General features: G+C 45.1%; 21 protein-coding genes and 1 riboswitch. Of the genes, 11 read left to right on the forward strand and 10 right to left on the reverse strand.

Annotated elements, in window-relative coordinates:
- Positions 1–20 precede the first annotated feature (20 nt).
- A complete protein-coding gene (gene cysC, locus ACED41_RS13705; protein WP_371725128.1) occupies positions 21–641 on the forward strand; it encodes an adenylyl-sulfate kinase in 621 nt (206 codons plus the stop codon).
- Between the two features lie 163 nt (positions 642–804).
- Here cysC and ACED41_RS13710 read toward each other — a convergent pair whose 3' ends face one another.
- From ACED41_RS13710 to ACED41_RS13740, 7 genes are all read right to left on the reverse strand, one after another.
- Entirely contained in the window at positions 805–1,713 is a 909-nt protein-coding gene (locus tag ACED41_RS13710; protein ID WP_017058890.1) for a TIGR03899 family protein, read from the reverse strand.
- A 514-nt stretch (positions 1,714–2,227) separates the two neighbouring features.
- The gene (locus tag ACED41_RS13715; protein ID WP_017058892.1) at positions 2,228–2,743 is read right to left on the reverse strand and encodes a DUF3299 domain-containing protein; all 516 of its coding nucleotides are present in this window, start codon (positions 2,741–2,743) and stop codon (positions 2,228–2,230) included.
- 14 nt (positions 2,744–2,757) lie between these two features.
- Positions 2,758–4,017, reverse strand: a complete 1,260-nt coding sequence (locus ACED41_RS13720; RefSeq protein WP_371725129.1) for an ABC transporter permease — start codon at positions 4,015–4,017, stop codon at positions 2,758–2,760.
- Positions 4,014–4,730, reverse strand: coding sequence for an ABC transporter ATP-binding protein (locus ACED41_RS13725; RefSeq protein ID WP_017058894.1), 717 nt, complete (start codon positions 4,728–4,730; stop codon positions 4,014–4,016). The genes ACED41_RS13720 and ACED41_RS13725 overlap by 4 nt, the downstream gene beginning before the upstream one ends.
- Before the next feature lie 140 nt (positions 4,731–4,870).
- Positions 4,871–5,593: a DUF2796 domain-containing protein gene (locus tag ACED41_RS13730; RefSeq protein ID WP_371725130.1), complete on the reverse strand. Its 723-nt coding sequence runs from the start codon at positions 5,591–5,593 to the stop codon at positions 4,871–4,873.
- 40 nt (positions 5,594–5,633) lie between these two features.
- A complete protein-coding gene (locus tag ACED41_RS13735; RefSeq protein ID WP_017063722.1) occupies positions 5,634–5,924 on the reverse strand; it encodes a DUF2607 family protein in 291 nt (96 codons plus the stop codon).
- Positions 5,925–6,015: 91 nt separating this feature from the next.
- Positions 6,016–6,567 carry a YtfJ family protein gene (locus ACED41_RS13740; protein ID WP_017063723.1) on the reverse strand — a complete coding sequence of 184 codons (552 nt, stop codon included), beginning with the start codon at positions 6,565–6,567 and terminating at the stop codon, positions 6,016–6,018.
- A gap of 253 nt (positions 6,568–6,820) precedes the next feature.
- Between ACED41_RS13740 and ACED41_RS13745 the strand changes: the two genes are divergently transcribed.
- Positions 6,821–7,021, forward strand: coding sequence for a DUF1107 family protein (locus tag ACED41_RS13745; RefSeq protein ID WP_017058898.1), 201 nt, complete (start codon positions 6,821–6,823; stop codon positions 7,019–7,021).
- A 110-nt stretch (positions 7,022–7,131) separates the two neighbouring features.
- Here ACED41_RS13745 and msrA read toward each other — a convergent pair whose 3' ends face one another.
- A complete protein-coding gene (msrA, locus tag ACED41_RS13750; RefSeq protein WP_017058899.1) occupies positions 7,132–7,761 on the reverse strand; it encodes a peptide-methionine (S)-S-oxide reductase MsrA in 630 nt (209 codons plus the stop codon).
- Positions 7,762–7,956: 195 nt separating this feature from the next.
- Here msrA and ACED41_RS13755 point away from each other — a divergent pair, with 195 nt between their 5' ends.
- Genes ACED41_RS13755 through ACED41_RS13765 form a run of 3 tightly spaced genes read left to right on the forward strand, consistent with a single transcriptional unit; the run spans position 7,957 to position 13,799 of the window.
- Positions 7,957–9,669 (forward strand): autotransporter assembly complex family protein, encoded by a 1,713-nt coding sequence (locus ACED41_RS13755; protein WP_017063725.1) that lies wholly within the window; start codon positions 7,957–7,959, stop codon positions 9,667–9,669.
- A complete protein-coding gene (locus ACED41_RS13760; protein ID WP_371725131.1) occupies positions 9,666–13,424 on the forward strand; it encodes a translocation/assembly module TamB domain-containing protein in 3,759 nt (1,252 codons plus the stop codon). The genes ACED41_RS13755 and ACED41_RS13760 overlap by 4 nt, the downstream gene beginning before the upstream one ends.
- 18 nt (positions 13,425–13,442) lie before the next feature.
- On the forward strand, positions 13,443–13,799 hold the full coding sequence (locus ACED41_RS13765) for a gamma-glutamylcyclotransferase (RefSeq protein ID WP_371725132.1): 357 nt from the start codon (positions 13,443–13,445) through the stop codon (positions 13,797–13,799).
- Positions 13,800–13,886: 87 nt separating this feature from the next.
- On the opposite strand, the gene fbp is transcribed toward ACED41_RS13765, so the two are convergent.
- The gene (gene fbp / locus ACED41_RS13770; RefSeq protein WP_371725133.1) at positions 13,887–14,897 is read right to left on the reverse strand and encodes a class 1 fructose-bisphosphatase; all 1,011 of its coding nucleotides are present in this window, start codon (positions 14,895–14,897) and stop codon (positions 13,887–13,889) included.
- 270 nt (positions 14,898–15,167) lie between these two features.
- On the opposite strand from fbp, the gene mpl reads away from it, so the two are divergent.
- From mpl to thiQ, 5 genes are all read left to right on the forward strand, one after another.
- The gene (gene mpl / locus ACED41_RS13775) at positions 15,168–16,526 is read left to right on the forward strand and encodes a UDP-N-acetylmuramate:L-alanyl-gamma-D-glutamyl-meso-diaminopimelate ligase (RefSeq protein WP_371725134.1); all 1,359 of its coding nucleotides are present in this window, start codon (positions 15,168–15,170) and stop codon (positions 16,524–16,526) included.
- Positions 16,527–16,564: 38 nt separating this feature from the next.
- Positions 16,565–17,188 (forward strand): flavin prenyltransferase UbiX, encoded by a 624-nt coding sequence (locus ACED41_RS13780; protein WP_016787846.1) that lies wholly within the window; start codon positions 16,565–16,567, stop codon positions 17,186–17,188.
- A gap of 43 nt (positions 17,189–17,231) precedes the next feature.
- Positions 17,232–17,351: riboswitch (TPP riboswitch) on the forward strand.
- A gap of 53 nt (positions 17,352–17,404) precedes the next feature.
- Positions 17,405–18,397: a thiamine ABC transporter substrate binding subunit gene (gene thiB / locus ACED41_RS13785; RefSeq protein WP_371725135.1), complete on the forward strand. Its 993-nt coding sequence runs from the start codon at positions 17,405–17,407 to the stop codon at positions 18,395–18,397.
- Between the two features lie 91 nt (positions 18,398–18,488).
- Entirely contained in the window at positions 18,489–20,102 is a 1,614-nt protein-coding gene (thiP, locus tag ACED41_RS13790; protein ID WP_136973684.1) for a thiamine/thiamine pyrophosphate ABC transporter permease ThiP, read from the forward strand.
- Entirely contained in the window at positions 20,102–20,806 is a 705-nt protein-coding gene (gene thiQ / locus ACED41_RS13795) for a thiamine ABC transporter ATP-binding protein (protein ID WP_017071293.1), read from the forward strand. The genes thiP and thiQ overlap by 1 nt, the downstream gene beginning before the upstream one ends.
- Positions 20,807–20,931: 125 nt before the next feature.
- Here the strand turns inward: thiQ and yjgA are convergent, their stop codons facing one another.
- Positions 20,932–21,456 carry a ribosome biogenesis factor YjgA gene (yjgA, locus tag ACED41_RS13800; RefSeq protein WP_017069408.1) on the reverse strand — a complete coding sequence of 175 codons (525 nt, stop codon included), beginning with the start codon at positions 21,454–21,456 and terminating at the stop codon, positions 20,932–20,934.
- 118 nt (positions 21,457–21,574) lie between these two features.
- On the opposite strand from yjgA, the gene pmbA reads away from it, so the two are divergent.
- A complete protein-coding gene (gene pmbA / locus ACED41_RS13805; RefSeq protein WP_017058910.1) occupies positions 21,575–22,918 on the forward strand; it encodes a metalloprotease PmbA in 1,344 nt (447 codons plus the stop codon).
- Positions 22,919–22,964 lie beyond the last annotated feature (46 nt).

The raw sequence follows: 22,964 nt of genomic DNA on the forward strand, positions 1-22,964 counted from the left end.
GTTTATTTAAAGGACTAATTATGACCGCAGTACTCAAACCCAAAGATGAGAATGTTGTGTGGCATCAACACTCGATTGATAAAACATTTCGCGCGGATCTGAAATCACAAAAGCCAGCCGTGCTCTGGTTCTCGGGGTTGTCTGGTTCTGGTAAATCGACAGTCGCTGGAGCATTAGAAAATCGTTTGGCACAGCTTGGTTACCATACTTATTTATTGGATGGTGACAATGTGCGTCATGGCTTATGTAGCGACCTTGGCTTCTCTGAGCAAGATCGTCGAGAGAACATCCGTCGTATTGGTGAGCTTGCTAAATTGATGGCAGATGCAGGCTTGATCGTGTTGTCAGCCTTTATTTCTCCGCATCAAGCTGAAAGGCAACTCGTGAGAGATTTATTGCCGGAAGGTGAGTTTCTTGAGGTGTTCGTCAATACTCCATTAGAGGTTTGCGAACAGCGTGACCCTAAAGGTCTGTATAAGAAAGCACGTGCCGGAGAGATCCCGAACTTTACAGGTATTAGTTCAGTGTACGAAGCGCCTCAGAACCCTGAGATTGATCTACCTGCAGGTGAGAAGACACTCGATGAATTGGTCGAACTGTGTATTGATGCGTTGGAGAAGCGAAATATCTTAGCCAACTGAGATCGTTGGTATGACTAAGGCTACTCAGCTGTTTATCTGTTTATTCACGACCGATAAATAGTGCAGCCTTAGTTTACCGAGACAAGAAACCTATCCTCTAGATTCTCTTTATTCCTCTCTATACTTCACTTTTTACACCGTCTATTTTAGCTCCGTCGAGTGTCTAGACGGTGTAATTTACGCTGCTTTTCACTTCTGTCTGTACTGTGAATTTCTGGCTCAATAGTGCAATCAGTTGATCGTAATACTGCGTGTTTGGCTTGTTACCGAGTAAGGTACAAAGCTCATTGCCTGTAGGGCTGAATCGGTAGTAAACCAGCTTCACGCCTTTTGATAATGGTGCCAGTGACATGCTCTTACCTTGATAGGTTAGGTGCAGGGCTGGATCGAAATCAATCTCTCCGGATTCTAATTCTGTGCCCAGAATAATCCCGAGCTCTATCAAGTGGAGCAAGCTGGAGTAGGGCAGGTTGTGCCCACCAAGGTTGATGGTGTTGGTGGTGTCCCTTTTGCCAAAGTTGAATAGCCCAGCATGAGATTTAAAGCCGAGTAAGAGCTTTCTGCTGTTATCGCTACCAAAGCTACAACCCAGTGATGCTGCCCTTTGTAGGGTTAACGCTTCTTTTGGTGTCATGTCTTTTAAGATTTGCAGTGCCTTCATCGACGTCGAGCCTGGGTTGGTGACTTCTCGTTTCAGTACTTGAGCCCATAGCCTCTGCATCGATGTATTGTGGATCTCTTGTGCCATGTCGAAGAAACGGTATAGCCAGTCCTGATCCGGGTCTCCAGCCGCTTCATCCTTACATGAAGAGTGCGCCAACTTTAGAATCTGTTCTAGGTTCTTTTGGCGAAGCTCTCTACGTTTTTTCTCTCGCAATAGTGCCCGTTCGATAAGCGTACTCTCAGCTTTATCCTTTGGCTTGGCACTATGACTAATTAAGAAATCGAGGCCGAAGCTTTGTGCGATGTGCAGCATTCTGCTGGCACTGTCGGCAATATGAGGCTTTTTCTCATGCTTTTGCTGTGTATCGCTAGCATGCTCAATGATCACTGGCTGTTTGGTTTCTGACATAAGAGTACCGTTAGGAGACGACTCAAGACCAATCGTAGTAAATAATTGCTCGCTCTAGCTTGTTAAAACGCTCGATAACGGCGTTAGAACTTTTGATTGTAGAATAACCACTTATCAAAAAGCTCCGCCTGGTTCTCAAGCCTTTTTTCTACGCTATTTCTGAACACTTACTTATTGTGATTGGTATAACTGTCTAAAATGTAACTCTTTATCTTATTGGTGGCTAGATTTTGCGTGCAGAGTTGAAGGTTTCAACAAAATTTTACTTTTGTTAATGATAATAAAATGTTAAATTTGTTGTAATTCTCAAGGAGGAGTTATGAATCAAGCCAATGATAACAAGCTGAAGAAACAGCTTAGTATAGGGTTATTACTCGCGACTTATGTCGCTGTTCTAGCTTACTTATCTAATTACATCGCGTAATTCAGAAGAAAATTATCGTTATTAAACTGTTATTGAATGATCACACTCGTTCAGTGACGGCAGCTCATCCTTGAGCCACCCTTCTAATGACTACATGTCGTCATACTCTTCAATCGCAGTACCTTCAATAAGATAACCGGTTTGCGCTAAGTCATGGCTGATTGACTCAGTTTTCAGCGTTCCGACCAAATAGATCACATCCCATAACTGCTGTATTGGTGCACCTTTCGGGAACTTCACGTAGATGATTTGGTTCGGTGGCGGCGGTGGCACGTGGATACATGCGCCAAAGTACGGTACCAGCAGAAACTCAGTGATCATATTCTCATCACCTTCCAATGGAATCACAAAGCCAGGAATCTTCACTGTGCTGCCATTCAGCTCTGGTCGAACAGCACCAAGTGTCGATTGTTGAGGTTTGTCCATACTATTGTGGTCAACCATCGGCATACCAAATGAATCTAGCTGAGCACGTTCTGATTCTGGAATCAAATCAATCCATTCAAGTGTTAATACCGATTCGTCATTCTGAGTGGTTTCAGCGTGAGCTGTACTGATAAATGGGAACAGAAGTAGCCCAAGTATCAGTAGGAATTTGCGTTGCATCGTAGGTTCCTATTTTAGATTCGAATCGTCATGCCATCAGACAATGACTGGCGGTAAGCCCTGAAAGCGGGAATAAAGCCGATAATGATTCCGGCAACTTGTACCAGCATAAGCAGTTTCCACTCATGCGGTGTGATTGCGGATATCGATATGTTGATACCATAACTTTGTTGCACAATAGGAGCAACCACTGCGATCAGCGCAAACAGCACTGCAACACCTAATGTAATGCCAAGGAAGGTTAGTGCACTGGCTTCACTGATCAGTAAACCAAACACATGACGAGGTCTTGCGCCCATCGCACGTAGGATAGCCATCTCTCGACGCCTTTCTTGCAAGCTAGTGAGTAGGCTACTGAGCATACCCAATAATCCGGCGACAACAACAAACCCTGAAACAATCAGTAATGCTTGTTCTGCTACAGCCATCATTCCCCACAATTCGTGAAGCGCAATGCCCGGCATAATGGCGCTTAAAGGTTCTTGGCGGTAGTTATTGATTTCTCGTTGCAGTGCGAAGGTTTGGATCTTCGATTTAAGGCCAACCATCATCGCGGTAATCTGCTTCGGTTGGAAGTCACGTTGCTTTAGCGCTTCAGCATTCGGTGTGTGCCCGAGGTTGGCACCTGATTCCCAGCCAACATGAATTGATTCGATTGCCTCTAGCGATACGTGTACGGTTTTGTCTACTGGTGTTCCTGTTGGCGCGAGTATTCCCACAATCTTGAAGGGCAGATTATCGTGACGGCTAAACGCAACATCACTGATACCGTGCGCAAGAATGATTTGATCACCTATTTTGTAATCTAGCTTCTTCGCGACGTCGGCACCAATCACTACGTCAAATAGCTGATTAAACTCTTTGCCTTGCTGAAAAGTAAGTGGTTGCTTACTTCCATAGCGATAATTCTCGAAGTAGCTATGGTTCGTGCCCATTACGCGGAAGCCTTTATGTGAATCACCCAATGAGATTGGGATCGCCCACTTTACAGCGTTGTGCTGGCTAAATTCTTCATAGCTTTTCCAGTCGATGTTGTTGGTCGCATTACCGATTCTAAATACGGAATAAAGCAGCAGGTTTACCTGACCAGAGCGGCCACCGACGATAAGGTCAGTACCTGAAATCGTATTGGCGAAGCTGCTCTTAGCTTCGGTTCTTACACGTTCCACACCGAGTAATAGAATGACGGATACAGCCACAGTGAGAATAGTTAGAATGGCTGTGGCTTTACGGTTGAGTACGCTTTTTAAGGCTAAGTGAGTAATTACTTTCATACGACAACCTTAGCTTGGTTAACGGTTTTTAAATCTATGGTTCGAGTGAACAACTTTTCTAGTGTTGGATCATGGCTAACAAAGATAAGAGTAGAACCTGCCTGGTTGGCTTGTTCTAACAACAGTTCGATAAAAGCTTCTCGGTTGTCATGATCCAAAGCCGAGGTTGGCTCGTCGGCAATAATGATTTTGGGTTGGCCGATCAAAGCACGAGCGGCAGCAACACGTTGTTGTTGACCGATGCTTAACTCGGTAACGGGCTTGTCCATTAAAGCTTGAGGTAGTTTTAATCTGAGTAACAACTCTCGAGCCGTCTCTTGTAAGCTTTTCTGGCTTTCAGCGACTTGCTGTTTACGTATCTGTGAAAACTGGCAAGGAAGCGTCACGTTATCGATAACTGATAGATAAGGAAGCAGGTTAAATTGTTGGAAAATATAACCAATATGATCGGCTCTGAATTTATCTCTTTGACGAGGTGTAAGCTGAGTGAGGTCTTGATCAAGGATAGAGACTTCTCCTTGCTCAGCTTGGTTGATTCCGGTCAGTAGCCCTAACAAAGTTGATTTTCCACAACCACTTGGCCCTTTAATAAAAAGGTGCTCTTGGGCTTGGATGTGAAGAGAGGGGATCTCTAACGTTGGTGGTAATTCAGGCTTCCAACGAAAGCTGATATTTTCGAGTTTGACCACAAGTGATGAACTGTCAGAAGACATGCTAGCTCCAATAATTAAAGCGGTGTATCTACTGGACAGTAATTTGAAACATAAATTCCCAGAACACACCGATTTGAACAGCCAAGTAAGCGATGACTTACCTGGCTGTTTATTTTACGTTTAATCCGATCTAGGAGTGATTAGAATCGGAAACTAATACGCTCTGCGTTAAGCACTTCTTGTACTTGAGCTGTGTCTGTTAGTAGGTTCACCGTCATTTTTTCAGTGTTGCTGAACTTAGAGAACCACTGAGTGCTAACTGTGTCTAGCTTAGCAACATCTGAACATTCATAGTGGTACTCAACAGTGAACTCACCGTGGCCACCTTCTGAGTGATCGTGGCCTTCATGATCGTGGTGGTCGTGATCTTCGTGGTCATCATGATCGTGCTCAGCGTGGTCATGGTCTTTGTGGTCATCATGATCGTGTTCAGCGTGGTCATGGTCTTTGTGGTCGTCATGATCGTGTTCAGCGTGATCATGGTCTTTGTGGTCGCCATGACCGTGTTCCGCATGGTCATGGCCTTCATGGTCGTCATGACCGCCTTCTAAGGTGTTTGCTACTGACTTGAACTTCAGAGTACAACTCGCATTGTTAAAACTAAACAGCTCTTCTGGCTTGTTTAATTGTGCGATAGCCTGTTCAAACACTTTCTTCTGTTCTGCAGTTTTTGGAGCATGTTCAAACCCAACCACATCTGCGCCTGGAGCTGTTACTTCAACAAGCAATTCTTGCCCATCTTGCGCGATGTTTACTTCAACTTGGCCATGTACGTGTGCATCATGAGAGCGGAATTCTTCGTTAGCTAGAGCATTTGTAGAGACAGTCATGCCGATAACAACGGCTAAAAAAGTAGGTTTCATGTTTTTTCCTGAATAAAGGTTAATTAAAAAGTAGTGGTAATTAAGCGATATTTACAGGAGGTGAGCGTGCCAAATAAGCGAAATATAGCCGCTGTAGTGAAGTTACTGACTCTGTAATAGCGACAGTAAATTCCGAATGGAACTCTGGAATCTGTGGTAGTGAGTGCGCTGTGATGAACTGATTAAGCGAAAACAGCTCACAATGGTGTGAAGTGTGGTGCTCTGGTGCGATATCCACAATGTGTGTTGCGGCTAACACGCTTAACATGAGCATAAGCCCAAGCAAGAAGCCTGTTTTGCGTTTCACATTGTTGGGTGTGTTTTGCCACATCAGGATGATTAACCACAGAATTAAAAAAAGGATACTGTTATAATATAACAATATCCTTTGGTTAGGTCTCGAAAAAGACGCGAATATCTTATTAAAGGCTCGCTTTAATCAACTCAATGACTTGAGTGACTTCTGATTCGTTTAATGCACCTTCTTTTACAAACAAGATTTTACCTTGCTTGTCTTGAACGATAATCGCTGAGCTTTCTTCTTTTAGAGCCCATGTTGACGCAACGGCGCCGTCTTCATCTAGGACCATAGAAGACCATGGAAATTCTTCTTTGCTGCTTTCGGCAGAGGACTTAACAAAAGACCCAGTACCCCAAATCGCATCATCTTGGTTGATGATAGTGGTGGTTTGGTAGCTGTCTTCTGAGAATTTCGATGCGGTAATGGCTGCCATCAGTGGTGCGTTGAGCTCTTTAGAGCTGCTGCGGCCAGCGATAGCTTGAACGACGCGAACTTTACCTAGAAGATCATTGGTTGCCCAAGCTTGATATCCAGTATTTCCGTCGTTTAGAACAATCTCACCATAGTTACTCACATCGACGGCAGGCAGGGTAGCGCCTACTGATAGGTTGTGAGCATTGGCGAAGAGTGGAGAGGCTGCGGCTAGAAAAGCCAGTAGAGTTTTGTTTTTCATTATATTTTTGTTCCGCTTATTGGTTTGCACAGGAAGTATAATATGAAATTTGAAAAATGCCTCTTTAACTTTTTTATCGTACGACGTAGAAAGAAGTTGCAGGCTTGTTACCAAAAGGTATAATGCATCAATATCAAGATGAACAATAGATTATCTTGCTGTTTGCTAAAGGAATTAGCGATTAAATGTGCTTTGAACAGCGACGCTGTTCAGGTATGTGACTGTAGTACTCAAATGGAATTGAGGTTGTATTATGTTAAGAAAATTTTCTACTTACCGTCCACGTCAGGTGGCGCGTTTCGTTAAAGTCCTGTTCAAAGGCCAATTTGCTATTGAAGGTGTTGGAGAGTTTCGCTTCGACCAAGGCAAGGTGCTACTTCCTGAAGTTTCAGACAAACAAAAGCTCACTATTTTTAAAGAAGTTAACGGCACCATTGCAGCGTTGCCGGTGTAACTGAGCTTTATCGATTTGTCTTGCACCGAATAGATTAACAATGAAAAGGGCTTCCTGATGGAAGCCCTTTTTTAATGCGTGTCGTTCACGATGGTATGTCGAACGGCACTTTATTGTGGAGGGAAGCACACACCTGTTCCACCCAACCCGCAATACCCATTCGGATTTTTAGCTAGGTATTGCTGGTGGTAGGTTTCTGCGAAAAAATATTTTCCAGCAGGCAGAACTTCCGTCGTGATCTCGTTGCCTAAAGATTCAGTCATTGCTCGTTGATATTCACGTTTAGAGTGCTCAGCGATAGATTGTTGTTCTTCACTGAAGGTGTAAATCGCAGAACGGTACTGAGTCCCTAAATCGTTGCCTTGGCGCATCCCTTGAGTTGGGTCATGACGCTCCCAAAAGGTTTCAAGTATTCGAGCTAGAGAGGTTTGTTCACTATCAAATATGACACGAACGACCTCGGTATGGCCGGTTTGCCCAGTACATACTTGTTCATAAGTGGGATTAACTGTGTATCCGCCAGCGTAACCAACGGATGTTGAAATAACGCCATCCAATTGCCAAAACAAACGCTCAGCTCCCCAGAAGCACCCCATACCAAACAGGACTTCTTGTTGAGAGCCCGTGGGTGCATCGAGCAGGTCGGTTTGATTGACGAAATGGCGCTCAGTGATTCGAATTGGGTCAGCATTTCCCGGTAGTGCGGTTGCTGCAGAAACCAGTTGTTGTTTGTTTAGCATGTTATATTCCTTTTCGCATACGTTTACCGCGCTGGCTTTTATTTAACGTGGGTTCATATTAACTGTTGGTCAATATTGAATAAGTCTTTAAATTAGACCGTGTTATTCCAGGATTTATTACAGACTCAATGCCTATTTAGCGGTATTATTTCTTTTCACTTATTAACGTATTGATAACTTCTTCACCAATTAAACATGATAAGAAAAACTTTACCAGTTCTGATTGGCACTCTATTGTCATCGACGCTCGCTTTCGCTGACGTTTCCCTTGAAATCAAAGGGCTAGATGGAGCGCTTGAGGATAATGTTGATGCTTATCTGAGTGCGATCCCTGAAGAAGAGTATTCGGTTTCACTAAGATTCCAATCCCGCTTGGAATCTATGATTAAAGAAGCCCTGAATGCGTTAGGCTACTACCACCCTAAAATCACATTTACTCACTCCGAAGATGATACCGAAATGACCGTTACGGTTGAGCCGGGAGAGCCTGTTGTTATTTATACTTCAGATATCGTTCTAACTGGTGAAGCCAAGGATGACCCAGACTTTTTAGCCTTGATAGCGAAGAGTAGCTTGTCTAAAGGTTCGACTCTGAATCATGGTAATTATGACTCTTTGAAATCGTCGATCCGCAACCTTGGCTTAGCGAAAGGCTACTTCGATGGTGCTTATGATCTTAGTAAGCTAGAAGTCGCTCCTGAATTGAACCGCGCTTATGTTCGTCTTCATTATAACAGTGGTATCCGCTATCACTTTGGTACTACTCAGGTTACTGGTAGCCAGATAGAAGAAGATAAGGTGCAGTCACTTAAACCATTTGAGGATGGCGAACCTTACTCAATCACCAAAGTCGGTGAGTACAACCAAAACCTGTCCAATACGGATTGGTTCTCCTCGGTATTTGTTGAACCAGATTTAAGCCAGTTAGGCGAAGGCCGAGAGATCCCGATGAAGGTTAGCCTTGCTCCGCAAGCTCGTAACCAAATCGAAACGGGTATCGGTGTATCCACCGACCTTGGCGTAAAAGGCACTCTGAAGTGGAAAAAACCTTGGGTTAATGAACAAGGCCATAGCTTCAATAGCAGCCTGTCGATTTCTAAACCTGAACAGACGATTACCGCTACCTATAAAATCCCTCTGGATGACGTGCTGAACGACTACTATCAAGTTAAGTACGGTATGAAAAACTTGGATAATCGTGATACCAAGAGTTTGGAGTCAAACTTAGCGCTAGAAAGATATTGGCGACTGGATAACGGTTGGCAACGCACGGTCTTCATTCGATACTTGGTCGAAAACTATGAGCAAGGTTTGCAGGATGATTTAGCGCAATTTGTGCTGCCGGGTATCTCTTTCTCACGCACTCGAACGCGAGGCGGTTCGATGCCGATGTGGGGCGATAAACAAACCATTATGGTTGAAGCGGGTGATGATACCTTGTTATCTGAAACTAAGGTTGTTCGTTTTCAAGGTCAAACCGCTTGGATTCGAAGCATTGGCGACAATCACCGAGGCTTAACTCGACTTCAATTTGGCGGCAACTTTGCCGACGAGTTTGATAAGCTATCTCCCTCCCTAAGATTCTTTGCTGGTGGTGACAATAGCATTCGTGGTTATGGTTATGAGTCGATCTCTCCTCGAGATGAAAGTGGCGCACTAACGGGTGCCAAATTCATTGCAACCAGCTCGTTTGAATACCAATACCGCTTGGTTGGAAACTGGTGGGGCGCAGCATTCTACGACATTGGTGATGCCTTCAATGATAAACCCGAATGGAAACACGGCACCGGCGTCGGTGTTCGTTGGGCGTCACCTGTTGGTCCAGTGAGTTTGGATTTTGCTTGGGGTCTAGATGCAGAAAAAGGTGATGAGTTCCAGTTACACTTTAGTTTAGGGCCAGAATTATGATCAAAGTGATGGGCAAGTGCATCAAGTGGACGTCGATCTCATTGACGTCTATTTTGCTGTTGTTGATAGCCTTGCTAGGTTTTGTTTTGTTCACCAATCCAGGGTTGAACACTGTGTTGTGGGGCGCTGAAAAAGCGTTGCCACAGCTTAAAGTGGAAAGCACTAAAGGGGCTCTGTTCCCGAGCTTTACGCTTAATAATGTTCAGTTTAAAGATGACAGCCTGCATATAGACACCAAAGTTCAAAAGCTGAACTTGGCGATTAATCCTCGCTGTCTGCTCGACCCTAAGTTGTGTGTCGATCGTGTAGCGATTCAAGGATTGGACTTCGCATTTACTGAACTGCCTCCGGCCTCTACAGAAGAAACAGAACCTACTCCGCCCGTAACATCGGTAAAAACACCGTTGCCAATTGTGATCAACCGTATCGCTTTGTCTGATATCAAGTTGAATATCTTAGGGCATGAAATTGAATGGAGCTTGTTCTCTACGGCTTTGAGTATGCAGGGCGAAAAGCTAACTGTATCGCCAACCTTATTCAATGATCTTAAGGTTAAACTCGCTGAGTCGACAGAAGAACCGCAAGCAGAAAAGGTTGAGCCAAAAGCTGCCGTTAAAACGGCTATCGAATTGCCGGAAGTCTGGATTCCTCTGCAGGTTGTGTTGGAGCGTTTTGACCTCAACCGTTTCACCTTAGAGCAAGAAACACCAATCGTTGTTAACCACCTTGGGCTAGAAGCTCGCGCGGGTAAACACACGGTTGATGTTTCAACTCTCGAACTCGATATGCCACAAGCAAGCGCAAATCTAACGACTAAGGTTGAGCTCAAGGGTGGTTATCCGCTAGAGCTTTCTTTGGATGCGTTAGTGAAAGAAACCGACCTTGCTGGTCAGAAGTTGTCTCTGAAAGCACAAGGCAGCGTGGCTAAGCTAAACCTAGATTCCCAATTTTCTGAGCTGATTGAGGCAAAGTTGTCTGGGGATATTCAACCCTTAGAACCGACTCTGCCATTTGACCTTCTTTTAGAGGGCGGACAAGCACAGTGGCCCCTTACCGGAAAAAGCGATTACCAAGCGACAATTGAGCAATTCAAAGCTGATGGCTCACTAGATGGTTTCAATGTTCTTCTTAAAGGTGAAGCCGATGGTAAGGAAATCCCTGAATTAGCCATTGATCTACAGGGTAAAGGCACGACGGAACAAATTGAGCTCGAGCGTCTAAAGCTCAACACGCTAGGCGGTGAGCTTAACGGTGTCGTTAAAGCGAACTGGAAGAGTCTCGTTAACTGGCAAGCTGACGTGACACTCAAAGATATTCAGCCGGGTCTGCAGTGGCCTGAAGCCGAGGGCAACATTAGCGGAAGCATCGTCACCTCGGGTGAGTTGACGGAAGCGGGCGGCTGGGCGATTGAACTGCCTAAATTGGATATTGAAGGGATCTTGCGAGAATACCCTCTGGATATCGAAGGTCAGTTGTCAGCGTCGGATCGCAGCGCGAGCGGTGAACCAAAACTGAAAACCAGTGGTTTGAGTTTGGCTCACGGTGTTAACTCGATTAAGGCTCAGGGTGAGCTTGATAAGAAATGGGACATGGGTGTTGAGATTTACTTCCCTGAGCTTGTAAAAAGCGTCCCTGATTTGAAAGGTAAAGTGATTGGTAATATCCAGCTAAGCGGTCCAACGAAAGAGCCTGAAGTCGATCTCGCTCTAAATGTGGATAAGGTAGATTGGAATAGCGAAGCAACACTAGAATCCTTGTCGCTTAATGGCTCTGTGATTCCTCTGCCATTGCCTGAAGCTCAAGCTGATCTTGAATTAAAAGCTAACAACCTAACCTATCAAAATCAAAGCGTAGAAAGCATTGATCTCACGGTGAGTGGTGGTGAGAAGAAACACACAGTGACACTTGATGTGATATCCGACATCGTATCTACAAGCTTAGCTATTTCCGGAGAGTTGATTCAAAAGCCTTCTCTTATTTGGGATGGATCGTTAGACAGAGTCAAAATCACCACTCAGCAAGGTCCTTGGGTGTTAGATCAACCTGTCGCGATAAAGGCGGATGTCGATAAGCAGTTTGCCGATGTTCAAGCGCACTGTTGGAACCAATCGGGTTCGAGCGTGTGTTTGGATGAAGATGTTCGTGTCGGAAAATCGGGTGAGGCCAAAGTGGCCATCAATCAATTCGATTTCGAGCAGATTAAAGCCTTTGTGCCTAAAGAGACGCAATTACAGGGCTTAGTCAATGCGACTGCTCATGCAAAGTGGTCTGAACAAGATGAGCCTGAAGTCACGGTAAGCGTTGATATGCCGAAAGGTCAGGTTGTTCAACAAGTGGGTGAGCCAATCACACTGGGTTGGGAAAGCGTTGCATTGAATGCCCAACTGAAAGACAACAAACTGGATGCCGATTTTAAGTTGGATGTTTCCGACAATGGTGACCTGTCTGGCACGGTGTCGTTACCGGATATTCTTGCCGAAGACAAAATGGTCGATGCGGCAATTAAGCTGACCACGTTCCATCTTGATTTCTTACAACCAATTCTAGGTGAATACAGCTTATTGAAAGCCGACCTTGAGAGTGATCTTCAAGTTAAAGGCTCTCTGATGCACCCTCAAGTCTTTGGTCAATTCTCTGTTGATGGTATTCAAGTCAAAGGCGATGTTACGCCTGTTGATGTGAAAGATGGCCGCATCGACCTCGACTTTGATGGTTATAGTGCAAAACTGGATGCGAATGTCGAAACACCTGATGGTCACCTTGATATTGAGGGAACCGGAGATTGGCAAGATCTTAAAGCATGGCATTCGAACGTTAGAGTTTTCGCTGATGAGTTGATGGTTGATATCCCACCGATGGTTAAGGTGAAGGTCGTACCTGATATGACTATTGATGTCACACCAGATCTGGCGAAAATCACCGGTGATATTGCATTACCATGGGGACGAATTGTTGTTGAAGATTTACCACCGTCAGCGGTTGGCGTCTCTTCTGATCAGGTTATTTTGAATAAAGATCTAGAGCCAGAAAACGAAGATACGATTCCATTCAATGTGATGACGAATATTAATATCTCCATTGGTGATGACTTTAAACTGTCTGCCTTCGGTCTTGAAGGTGATTTGGTCGGTAAGCTCAACGTGGCTCAAAAAGACCAAGGTCCATTTATTACAGGTGAAGTGAACATCGTCGATGGTACTTACCAATCATTCGGGCAAGACCTCTTGATCGAAGAGGGTAAGATCCTAATGAATGGACCACCGGATCAGCCATACGTAGCCATCAACGCGATTCGTAATCCTGATAATACTCAGGATGATGTGACCGCAGGTATTCGAGTGACAGGCCCGGCGACAGAGCCTACCATCGAGATTTATTCTGACCCAGCGATGCCACAAGCGAACGCACTGTCTTATATTTTGCGTGGCCAAGATATCGATGGTGAGTCGAGCGGTTCGATGACAACGACTTTAATCGGTTTGAGTTTAGCGAAGAGTGGTAAGGTTGTCGGCGAAATTGGTGAAGCCTTTGGTGTGCAAGATTTGCAACTGGATACCGCAGGCTCTGGCGATGACTCTCAGGTGACGGTAAGTGGTTACATCCTGCCAGGCTTACAGGTGAAGTATGGTGTGGGTATCTTCAACTCTTTAGGTGAGTTTACCGTTCGTTATCGATTGATGCAGGATCTCTATGTTGAAGCTGTGTCTGGTTTAGACAGTGCTGTGGATCTTCTCTATCAATTTGAGTTCGAGTAGAGCCGTATGGGAGGGCATATGCAGCATCTTGTTTTTGTCTATGGAACCTTGAGGCAAGGTCAGTCCAATCACCACTATTTGAAGGGCTGCGATTTATTAGGGCAGTTTGATACACCTAAGGAATACGCACTTTTTGATTTAGGTGCCTATCCGGCGATGATTTTGGGAAAGAAAAGTGTCGCTGGTGAGGTCTATATCATTAACGACGAAATTTTAGAGTCGCTCGATCGGCTAGAAGATGTTCCTGTTGAGTATCGTCGCGAGCAAATAGAGACTATATTTGGATTAGCATGGGTATATTTGTATCAGCTTGATCTAACAGCTAATAAAGAAATACTTTCGGGTAACTGGTGTCAGCGGAACAATGATTCCTAACTAGTTAATCACCTTACGAGACAACAAAAAGCCAGCACTGAGGTGCTGGCTTTTTAATAGCGTTAGTTTGAGAATGAAATGAGAGGGTTACTCAGGGTTCAGCTCAAGAAACTCTTCTACTTTGCGGACCATGTCTGTTGAACCAACAAAGAAAGGTACACGTTGGTGTAGCTCAGTTGGTTTGATATCCATGATACGTTGAGCACCGTCTGAAGCGATGCCTCCCGCTTGCTCCATAAGGAAAGCAATTGGGTTGCACTCGTAAAGCAGGCGCAGTTTACCTTGAGGGTGACTTTGCGTACTTGGGTACAAGTAGATGCCGCCTTTCAGCAGGTTACGGTGGAAATCTGATACTAGAGAACCGATGTAGCGTGATGTGTAAGGACGGTTGTCGCTTGGCTCATTTTCTTGGCAGTACTTGATGTACTTTTTAACACCCGTAGGGAAGCGGATGTAGTTACCTTCGTTGATTGAGTAAATCTTACCTTCATCTGGAATCATCATGTTTTCATGAGATAGGCAGAAGGTACCCAGTGATGGGTCGTAGGTGAAGCCATTTACGCCAGCACCTGTTGTGTAAACAAGCATGGTTGAAGAACCGTAAATCACGTAACCCGCGGCTACTTGCTTGTGTCCTGGCTGTAAGAAATCTTCTTGTGTTGGTGGTGTACCGATCGGTGATACTCGACGGTAGATAGAGAAAATTGTACCAACCGATACATTCACATCGATGTTTGAAGAGCCATCAAGTGGATCCATCAGTACAACGTATTTTGCGTTTTTGTTGAGCTCTTTATTGAAGGCGACAGCTTCGTCTTCTTCTTCACTTGCAACACCACAAACTTGGTCACGGGCTTCTAGAGCCGCTTTAAATTTGTCGTTCGCGTAAAGGTCTAGCTTTTGCTGCTCTTCACCTTGCACGTTGTCTGTACCAACAGCGCCAGTAATGTCGACAAGACCTGCTTTGTTGATTTCACGGTTCACAATTTTTGCAGCAAGACGAATTGATGACAAAAGGGATGATAGATCACCGCTTGCATGGGGGAAGTCACTCTGTTTCTCAACAATGAACTCACCAAGGGTGCGCATCTCAGACATGTTATTTCCTTAAACTTCTCTCAATATTAGGGGGGATTTGAGCACTGTAGATTCGGCCTCTTGAGTGGGCTTTATTCATCTAGACGCTTACCTAAATTCTAAAGGTTAGATCTTTTTAATGGTAATGAACTAAGCGACACAGATCTCACTTACTATGTCGACTCAATTTGTTTTGCATTGCCGCTCGCTTTTAATCGCCATTTAATGATAATGAGTGCAAGCCGTTTTAATTAGGCACTGTTTATTTAGCCAAGCGTTTGGAAGCAATTTATGCATATTCATATCTTAGGAATTTGTGGCACCTTCATGGGTGGTGCTGCGGTATTGGCTCGTCAATTAGGTCACAAGGTTACGGGTAGTGACGCGAATGTTTACCCACCAATGAGCACCTTGTTGGAATCACAAGGGATTGAAATTATTGAAGGGTTCGACCCTAGCCAATTAGAACCAAGGCCAGATCTCGTGGTTATCGGTAACGCAATGAGCCGTGGTAACCCATGTGTTGAGTATGTCTTGGATAACAACCTTAGATACACCTCTGGTCCTCAGTGGTTGCAAGAGTTCTTACTGCATGACCGTTGGGTGTTAGCGGTATCGGGAACGCACGGTAAGACCACGACATCAAGCATGTTGGCTTGGATCTTGGAAGACTGTGGCTATGCACCGGGCTTCTTAGTTGGCGGAGTGTTGGGTAACTTTGGTATCTCTGCTCGCCTTGGTGAAAGCATGTTCTTCGTGGTAGAAGCCGACGAATACGACAGTGCTTTTTTCGATAAACGATCTAAGTTCGTTCATTACCACCCAAGAACCTTAGTGATGAATAACCTAGAGTTCGATCATGCGGACATCTTTGACGATCTTGAAGCGATTAAGCGACAATTTCATCATTTTGTGCGTACTGTGCCAAGCAATGGTCGCATTTTCTCACCTAAGCAAGACAGCGCTATTGAAGATGTTCTAGCTCGCGGTTGCTGGAGTGAAACTGAATCGAGTGGCGAGCAAGGCGACTGGGATGCCAAGAAACTGGTCAAAGATGGCTCTCAATTTGAGGTTTACTTCCAAAATGAATGTGTTGGAACCGTAAATTGGGATTTAGTGGGCGACCACAACGTAAATAATGCTTTGATGGCGATTGCAGCTGCACGTCATGTGGGCGTGACACCTGACCTTGCTTGTGAATCACTAGCTACCTTTATTAATACTAAGCGCCGTTTGGAGTTTAAAGGCGAGGTGGCAGGTGTGTCTGTTTATGATGATTTTGCTCATCACCCAACGGCGATTGAACTTACGCTCGGCGGCTTACGTAATAAGGTCGACTCGAAAAAAATCATTGCCGTTTTAGAGCCTCGTTCCGCCACCATGAAACGTGGTGTGCATAAAGAAACCTTGGCTGATTCGCTTAAACAAGCGGATTCTACCTACTTATTCCAACCGGATAACATTGATTGGTCAGTTCAAGATGTTGCAGACGCTTGTCACCAACCGGCACACGTGAGTGATGACATGGATGCATTCGTTGCTAAAATTGTCTCAGAGGCACAAGCTGGCGACCAAATTTTGGTAATGAGTAATGGTGGCTTTGGTGGCATTCATCAAAAACTGTTGGATGGATTGGCACTCAAAGGCTAACGGCATCCACGACCTTATAATTTGAAGTAATTGAGAACATGACAAAACACGATAAAGCGATAACCCTTGCTTTCACTGGCGCATCTGGTGCGCCTTATGGCCTGCGTTTACTTGAATGCCTTTTGGCAGCCGATTATCAGGTCTACTTGCTGATTTCATCGGCAGCGCGAGTGGTATTGGCGACCGAGCATGAACTTAAGTTACCTGCTGGGCCAGATGCGGCGAAACAAGCTTTGGTTAAACATCTTGGCTGCGACCCTGAAAAGCTGGTGGTGTGTGGAAAAGATGATTGGTTCTCGCCGGTTGCCTCTGGTTCAGCAGCACCTAAACAGATGGTCGTTTGTCCATGTTCAGCGGGAAGCTTGGCTTCGATTGCTCATGGTCTATCAGATAACCTGATTGAGCGAGCAGCAGACGTAGTCATGAAAGAGCGAGGCCAATTGTTGTTGGTGGTTCGCGAGACGCCATTTTCGACGCTTCATCTCGAGAACATGCACAAACTTTCGACCATGGGCGTAACGATCATGCCTGCAGCTCCGGGTTTTTATCATCAACCCAAGTCAATTGAAGATCTGGTCGACTTTATGGTGGCGCGTATTCTAGATCACCTTGGTATTGAACAAGGTTTAGTGCCACGTTGGGGTTACGATCAACGTAATTGATCCAAACTTGATAGCTTATTGTTAAAAATCAAATTACAATTCTGAACACTCATCGGGGAGCGAACCATTCAAATAATGAATGCGAGCTGAGATCAAGCAGGTGCTTGGGACCCGTAAACCTGAACCAGATAATGCTGGCGTAGGAATTGAGTTAGGAACAACCTCTACCGTTCTCCTCCCTCAAACCTGTGCCGCTCAGACCATGGAGAGCGTCCAGTGAAATTCACATTAACTACCCTTGCTGTTACTACAGCTATTTCTTTTTCTGCCTTTGCTGCAGACAACACTTTGACTATATACACCTATGACTCTTTTGCTGCGGATTGGGGCCCTCGTCCTGCCGTTGAAAAAGCATTCGAAGAGAAGTGTGGTTGTGATGTGAATTTTGTCGCTCTAGAAGATGGCGTGTCTATTCTGAACCGTTTACGTCTTGAGGGCGGCAACAGCAAAGCCGATATCTTGCTAGGTCTCGACAACAACCTGATGGCTGAAGCGAAAGCGACGGGCTTATTGGCTGAGCATAATGTTGATACGTCATCGGTAACGCTTCCTAATGGTTGGAACGACAGCACTTTTGTACCCTATGACTTTGGCTACTTTGCTTTTGTTTACAATAAAGAGAAACTGGAAAACCCGCCGAAGAGCTTGAAAGAACTGGTTGAGCAGCGTGATGATCTTAAGGTCATCTACCAAGATCCACGTACATCAACACCAGGCCAAGGCATGATGCTTTGGATGAAATCAGTATACGGTGATGAAGCGACAGCAGCATGGAAGAAGCTTGCTCAGAAAACAGTGACTGTAACCAAAGGCTGGTCTGAAGCTTACTCTATGTTCCTAGAAGGCGAGTCGGATTTAGTGTTGTCTTATACAACGTCTCCGGCTTACCACATTATTGCTGAAAGCGATTCTAAGTATGCAGCAGCAAGCTTCGAAGAAGGGCATTACACTCAAGTGGAAGTGGCCGCTAAGGTTAAAGGCAGCAAGAGCGAAAAGCTTGCTGATGAGTTTATGGCGTTTATCCTAAGTGATGAATTCCAATCGGCGATGCCAACAGGCAACTGGATGTACCCAGTGACGGATGTTGAGTTACCAAAAGGGTTTGAGCAACTTACGGTTCCTCAGAAAGCGCTGAGCTTTAGCTCAGAAGAGATCGCCGAGAAGCGTAAGCCATGGATTCGTGAATGGCAGAGTGCACTTACTTTTTAATTTGCTTTTAAAAAATTAGCTTTCTAACTTTCTGTATTTAAAGGTTTGTTCGATGTTAACTGAGCGAACCATTTACGGTAAAAAACAATCTATGATAAAGAAAACACCTAAGGTTGGGATTTGGGTAGCGATACTCATTACTGCCTTCGTGGTTTCAGCAGTTGGGGCATTGCTTAGCAATGCCCCTTCTCTTGATATCAGCCAAGTATGGTCCGATCCTTACTATTGGCATGTAACGAAATTCAGCTTTTATCAAGCGACACTCTCAACAGTGCTGAGTGTTGGCTTTGCTATACCTATTGCTCATGCGCTGTGTCGTAGGCAATTTTTTGGACGCGCTTTGTTGTTAAGGCTGTTCGCGTCGACCTTAGTCCTGCCTGTGTTAGTGGGCGTATTTGGCTTACTTGCGATCTATGGCAATAGTGGTTGGTTAGCTAAGTTTTTGGCGAGCTTCGATATTGAATTGCCATTTTCCATATACGGATTGAATGGTATTTTGCTGGCGCACGTTTTCTTTAACTTGCCTTATGCCAGTCGCTTACTTTTACAAGCCTTAGATACCGTGCCTGCCGAGCAACACAAGCTTTGTGCTCATTTGGGTATGAGTCATTGGAACAAATTCAGATGGGTTGAATGGCCACGTTTAAGACAGCAATTGCCTCATGTGTGTGGCTTAGTCTTCATGCTGTGTTTTACCAGCTTTGCTACCGTGATGGCACTAGGCGGTGGACCTAAATCAACCACTATCGAACTCGCTATTTATCAGGCGATTAAATTCGACTTTGACCTTCAAGCTGGTGCCTTGCTCGCGATATGGCAAATGCTGCTGTGTGGTGTGCTAGCAGTGAGCATTCAACGGCTATCGAAACCTATTTCAGTGACGGCCAGTCAGTTGTCTGAAGAGAAATATTTGGTTAAGGACAGCTGGTGGTCAAAAGCTTGGGATAGCTTTTGGATCATAATAGTCTCAATGCTGGTATTGCCGCCATTAGCTATGGTTATCGTCAGTGGAATTAACTCGCAGGCATTAACCGTACTCAGCAGCGAGCCGTTTTGGGCGGCGTTAATTACCTCGGTTAAAGTCGCGTCATTAGCAAGTGTTATCGCAGTTGGTATTGGTATCGCCATACTGCTGACTAGCCGAGCATGGCGTTTACAGAACAAGAATTTTCGAGCCGATAAAATCGAGCTGATTGGCACTATTATCTTAGTGACTCCGGGGCTGGTGATCAGTACGGGGATCTTCTTATTACTGCGTTCATTCACCGATGTCTTTAGTTTAGCTTTCTTTATCGTGATTGCCGTCAACAGCTTAATGGCGCTGCCTTACGTAATTAAAACCCTAGCTCAACCTATGCTGCATTTGTCTCAGCAGTATCAGTATGTGTGTGCAAGCTTGGGAATGACAGGTTTCACGCGTTTTAGGTTAGTGGAGTGGCGAGCACTGCGTAAGCCGATGGCGCAAGCCTTCTCGATTAGCTTTATGTTGGCGATGGGTGACTTAAGCGCGATTGCTTTGTTTGGTAGCCAAGATTTTAGAACTCTGCCTTTGTACCTATTCCAATTGTTAGGCAGTTATCAAATGGAAGCTGCGGCGGTGGTTTCTGTGAGCTTACTGTTATTGAGTGTCGGCAGCTTTAGCTTAATAGAATTCTTATTTACTCGAAGATCTAAGCTCGATGCTAAAGAATTAAGGAACCGATGATGTTAGTGATGAAAGATGTGGATTACCACTATCACAGAGAGTTGTTTAGCTTTGATTTTCAAGCTGAGCAGGGCGATATTGTTGCGCTTATGGGGCCGAGTGGTGCGGGTAAGTCTACACTGTTGGCGCTAGTTGCTGGTTTCATCGAGCCTACATCGGGTGAGATATCAGTGGCTGGGCAGTCGCTTATTGGTAAAGAAGCACATCAGCGTCCGTTGGCGATGTTGTTTCAAGAGCACAACCTGTTTGCTCACCTTACGGTGCGAGAAAATATTGGTTTAGGTCTGCATCCAGGTTTAAAGCTTACTGCAACCCAAAAGCAAGCTGTGGAGCAAGCCGCAGCGCAAGTTGGCGTCGCTGAGTATTTGGATAGGTTGCCTGAGCACTTATCCGGCGGTCAACGCCAGCGTGTTGCGTTAGCGCGTTGTTTTGTCCAACCTCATGATATTTGGCTGCTTGATGAACCTTTCTCTGCGCTTGATCCTTTGCTGCGTGAAGAGATGCTTAGCTTAGTGAAGCGATTAGCGGCAGAGCGAAATATTACGGTCTTGATGGTGACTCACCATTTAGGTGACGCACGCAGTATCGCGAATAAGTTTGTGTTTGTGGCGCTAGGTAAGGTGTTGGTTGAAGACTCGATAGAGGCACTGACGGCGGATCATCCACAGACAGAATTAAGCTCATTTGTTAAAGCGGGTGAGTGACGACTCATCACTCCTGTGAGTATTTATTGATATTGAGTGCTTCTTGATATCGAGTACGTCAAAAACAAAAAGACCTAGCATGTGCTAGGTCTTTTATTCACTCTATGAGTAAAGCGAGATAACGATTAGTCTTCTAGCTTTAGCTCTTTTAAGATTTGGAAGATTTCACGAGAAGCCTTTGCTGGCTTGTTCGCTGATTTCTCTTTGTTAGCTTGGCGAGCTAGCTGACGAAGACGCTGACGGTCTGCTTCAGGGTACATGTCCATGACTTCTGAAATGGCAGCATCGCCTTCAGCAACAACGCGATCACGCAGTTGCTCAAGCTTGTGCAGTTCAGCGGTTGCTTGCGAGTGCTTGTTACGTACTTTATCCAAAGCCGCTTGAATTGGCTCAGGATCAACATTGCGCATTACTTTACCAATGTATTGAAGTTGACGGCGCTTCGCTTCATTTTTAAAGCGTTGTGCATCTTTAATCGCTTGTGCCAAATCTTCAGACAGAGGAAACTTGTCTAATACAGAAGGCTTCAGGGAAACAAGTTCTTCCCCCAGTTTTTGTAGCGCTTCCATGTCGGTTTTCATTTCTGTCTTACTTACCCAGATGATTTCTTCTTCTGGTTCCCATGGGGCTTTTTGGTTTTTGCGAGCCATCTTTTCTGCCTATGTCACTATCTCAAACGAATATATTGCCTATTTTAGCAAGAATCTTGGGGAGAAAGCGAAATTCTTGTTATCCTACGTAATATTGACCTAAAAAATTAGAATAGATATGGATGTAAAACAGCAAGTCGCCCAGCAAAGAGTTGAGCTAGAAGCCGCAGTAGCTAAAGCGTTGGATATGGCATCAGTGAGTGCAGACGCAGCTGAGGTCGCTATTACTAAGTCAACGGGTTTAAGTGTTTCAACACGTATGTGTGAAGTGGAAAACGTTGAATTTAATAGTGATGGTGCGCTAGGTATTACTGTTTATCGCGGCCAGAAAAAAGGCAGCGCATCTACATCTGATCTGAGTGAAAAGGCGATTGCTCAAACCGTCGCGGCCGCACTTGATATCGCTCAGTACACTTCTGAAGACCCATTTGCCGGTCCTGCGGCAAAAGAATACATGGTAAAAGAAATTCCAGATTTGGATCTTTTTCACCCTGATGAACCAAACCCTGACTATGCCGCTGAGATTGCGATTGCTGCTGAGAAGCAAGCGTTAGCTTATAGCGATAAGATCAAACAGAGTGATGGCGCAAGCTACGACAGCCACTATGGCGTTAAGGTTTATGGTAACAGCCATGGCTTACTAGCAAGCTATGCTTCTAGTCGTCATAGCACGAGCTGCTGTGTAATTGGACAAGGCGCTAACGGTGAGATGGAGCGTGACTACAGCTACACCGTTGCACGTCACCGTGACGAGCTGTGGACGCCTGAGCGTGTAGGTCAAGAAGCTGCAGAAAAGACCATTAGCCGTTTGGATGCGAAAAAGCTACCAACAGGCCAGTACCCAATTATGTTCGCTAATGATGTGGCAACTGGCTTGATTGGTCACCTTGTTATGGCGATCAGTGGCGGTAACCTTTACCGCAAGTCGTCATTCCTATTGGATCATCTCGGTCAGAAAATCCTACCTGACTGGTTTAACATTTCTGAGCGACCACATATCTTGCGTGGTTTGGCTTCAAGCCCATTCGATAGCGAAGGTGTGTTCACTCAAGATCGTGAAATCATCACTGACGGTGTGCTAGCAACTTACCTACTAACGAGCTATGCCGCACGTAAGATGGATATGACGCCAACCGGTCATGCTGGTGGTATTCATAACTGGTTCGTTAAATCGACCGGTCAAAACTTTGAGCAGATGCTAAAAGAGTTGGGTACTGGCTTCCTAGTCACTGAAGTGATGGGCCAAGGCGTAAACACCGTAACGGGTGATTATTCACGTGGCGCTGCAGGTTTCTGGGTTGAAAACGGAGAGATCCAATACCCAGTATCAGAAGTAACAATCGCAGGTAACCTAAAAGACATGTTTACTCAGATTGTTGCTGTGGGTAACGACGTAGAAACACGTTCGCAAATTCAAACGGGTTCTATCCTGCTTGAGTCGATGAAAGTCGCGGGTGAGTAATTCAATTAAAGCGAATCTGATGAATTAAAAAAGGGAGCCGTGGCTC

Source organism: Vibrio sp. 1F255 (assembly GCF_041439145.1).
Lineage (GTDB): Bacteria > Pseudomonadota > Gammaproteobacteria > Enterobacterales > Vibrionaceae > Vibrio > Vibrio crassostreae_C.

Excerpts from the sequence above, each read along its gene's own strand:
- ACED41_RS13760 (WP_371725131.1), top strand. The coding sequence starts at position 9,666 with ATGATCAAAGTGATGGGCAAGTGCATCAAGTGGACGTCGATCTCATTG.
- ACED41_RS13725 (WP_017058894.1), bottom strand. The coding sequence starts at position 4,730 with ATGTCTTCTGACAGTTCATCACTTGTGGTCAAACTCGAAAATATCAGC.
- ACED41_RS13745 (WP_017058898.1), top strand. The coding sequence starts at position 6,821 with ATGTTAAGAAAATTTTCTACTTACCGTCCACGTCAGGTGGCGCGTTTC.
- ACED41_RS13765 (WP_371725132.1), top strand. The coding sequence starts at position 13,443 with ATGCAGCATCTTGTTTTTGTCTATGGAACCTTGAGGCAAGGTCAGTCC.
- msrA (WP_017058899.1), bottom strand. The coding sequence starts at position 7,761 with ATGCTAAACAAACAACAACTGGTTTCTGCAGCAACCGCACTACCGGGA.
- yjgA (WP_017069408.1), bottom strand. The coding sequence starts at position 21,456 with ATGGCTCGCAAAAACCAAAAAGCCCCATGGGAACCAGAAGAAGAAATC.
- ACED41_RS13740 (WP_017063723.1), bottom strand. The coding sequence starts at position 6,567 with ATGAAAAACAAAACTCTACTGGCTTTTCTAGCCGCAGCCTCTCCACTC.
- cysC (WP_371725128.1), top strand. The coding sequence starts at position 21 with ATGACCGCAGTACTCAAACCCAAAGATGAGAATGTTGTGTGGCATCAA.
- ACED41_RS13780 (WP_016787846.1), top strand. The coding sequence starts at position 16,565 with ATGACAAAACACGATAAAGCGATAACCCTTGCTTTCACTGGCGCATCT.
- ACED41_RS13710 (WP_017058890.1), bottom strand. The coding sequence starts at position 1,713 with ATGTCAGAAACCAAACAGCCAGTGATCATTGAGCATGCTAGCGATACA.
- mpl (WP_371725134.1), top strand. The coding sequence starts at position 15,168 with ATGCATATTCATATCTTAGGAATTTGTGGCACCTTCATGGGTGGTGCT.
- fbp (WP_371725133.1), bottom strand. The coding sequence starts at position 14,897 with ATGTCTGAGATGCGCACCCTTGGTGAGTTCATTGTTGAGAAACAGAGT.
- thiP (WP_136973684.1), top strand. The coding sequence starts at position 18,489 with ATGATAAAGAAAACACCTAAGGTTGGGATTTGGGTAGCGATACTCATT.
- ACED41_RS13735 (WP_017063722.1), bottom strand. The coding sequence starts at position 5,924 with ATGTGGCAAAACACACCCAACAATGTGAAACGCAAAACAGGCTTCTTG.
- pmbA (WP_017058910.1), top strand. The coding sequence starts at position 21,575 with ATGGATGTAAAACAGCAAGTCGCCCAGCAAAGAGTTGAGCTAGAAGCC.
- ACED41_RS13720 (WP_371725129.1), bottom strand. The coding sequence starts at position 4,017 with ATGAAAGTAATTACTCACTTAGCCTTAAAAAGCGTACTCAACCGTAAA.
- thiQ (WP_017071293.1), top strand. The coding sequence starts at position 20,102 with ATGTTAGTGATGAAAGATGTGGATTACCACTATCACAGAGAGTTGTTT.
- ACED41_RS13755 (WP_017063725.1), top strand. The coding sequence starts at position 7,957 with ATGATAAGAAAAACTTTACCAGTTCTGATTGGCACTCTATTGTCATCG.
- ACED41_RS13715 (WP_017058892.1), bottom strand. The coding sequence starts at position 2,743 with ATGCAACGCAAATTCCTACTGATACTTGGGCTACTTCTGTTCCCATTT.
- ACED41_RS13730 (WP_371725130.1), bottom strand. The coding sequence starts at position 5,593 with ATGAAACCTACTTTTTTAGCCGTTGTTATCGGCATGACTGTCTCTACA.